At 66.3% G+C, this 754-nt stretch carries 1 protein-coding gene; it reads left to right on the top strand.

The annotated features are described in order from the left end of the window. The coding region (locus ACT3T5_RS19590) for an MFS transporter (protein WP_444595331.1) at positions 1–754 on the top strand (754 nt) is incomplete at both ends.

The raw sequence follows: 754 nt of genomic DNA, 5'->3' as shown, positions 1-754 counted from the left end.
TCTCGACATCTACGGGTTCGTGATGGCCGGGTTCCTCGTCGCGATGGGCGTCCTCGGCGACCGCGTCGGCAAGCGCCGACTCATGGTGATCGGCGCCATCGTGTTCGGGATCGTCTCGATCGCCGCGGCGCTGACGACGAGCCCGGAGCTGATGATCCTCTGGCGAGCCGTTCTCGGGCTCGGAGGAGCCATGATGCTTCCCTCCACCCTCGGGCTGATCTTCGTGCTGTTCGCCGACCCGAAGGCCCGCGGAATCGCGATCGGGGTGTGGGCCGGCGGCATCTCCGCAGGTGTCGCGCTCGGCCCCCTGCTCAGCGGGCTCCTGCTCGAGGCGTTCGGCTGGCAGTCGACCTTCCTAGTCGCCGTCCCGGTGATGGCGCTGGTCGCGATCGGTGCCCCGCTGCTCCTACCTGAGCACAGGGACCGTACTGCGAAGATCGACCTGTTCAGCGCCCTACTTCTCGTCGCCTCGCTACTCGGGATCATCTACAGCATCAAGCGCTTCGCTACCCAGGAGCCGGTCGGGCCATCGATCGGACTGCTGGTCGCCGGAGCGCTGATCGGTCTATGGTTCGTGATCCGGCAGCTGCGGGCCACACACCCTCTACTGGATGTGCGACTGTTCGCCAACCGCACCGTCAGTGGAGCGCTCACCGTTTTCCTCCTGTCGGCTGCGGCATTGGGAGGGGTGTACTCCCTGTTCACCCAGTACCTGCAACAGGTTCAGGGGCTCTCGCCGATGCAGGCGGGGCTG

The sequence above is a fragment of the Brachybacterium sp. AOP3-A1-3 genome (assembly GCF_052378285.1).
Taxonomy (GTDB): domain Bacteria; phylum Actinomycetota; class Actinomycetes; order Actinomycetales; family Dermabacteraceae; genus Brachybacterium.
Note: the sequence above shows the minus strand (reverse complement) of the source record. Positions and strands in the feature narration are given on the sequence as shown.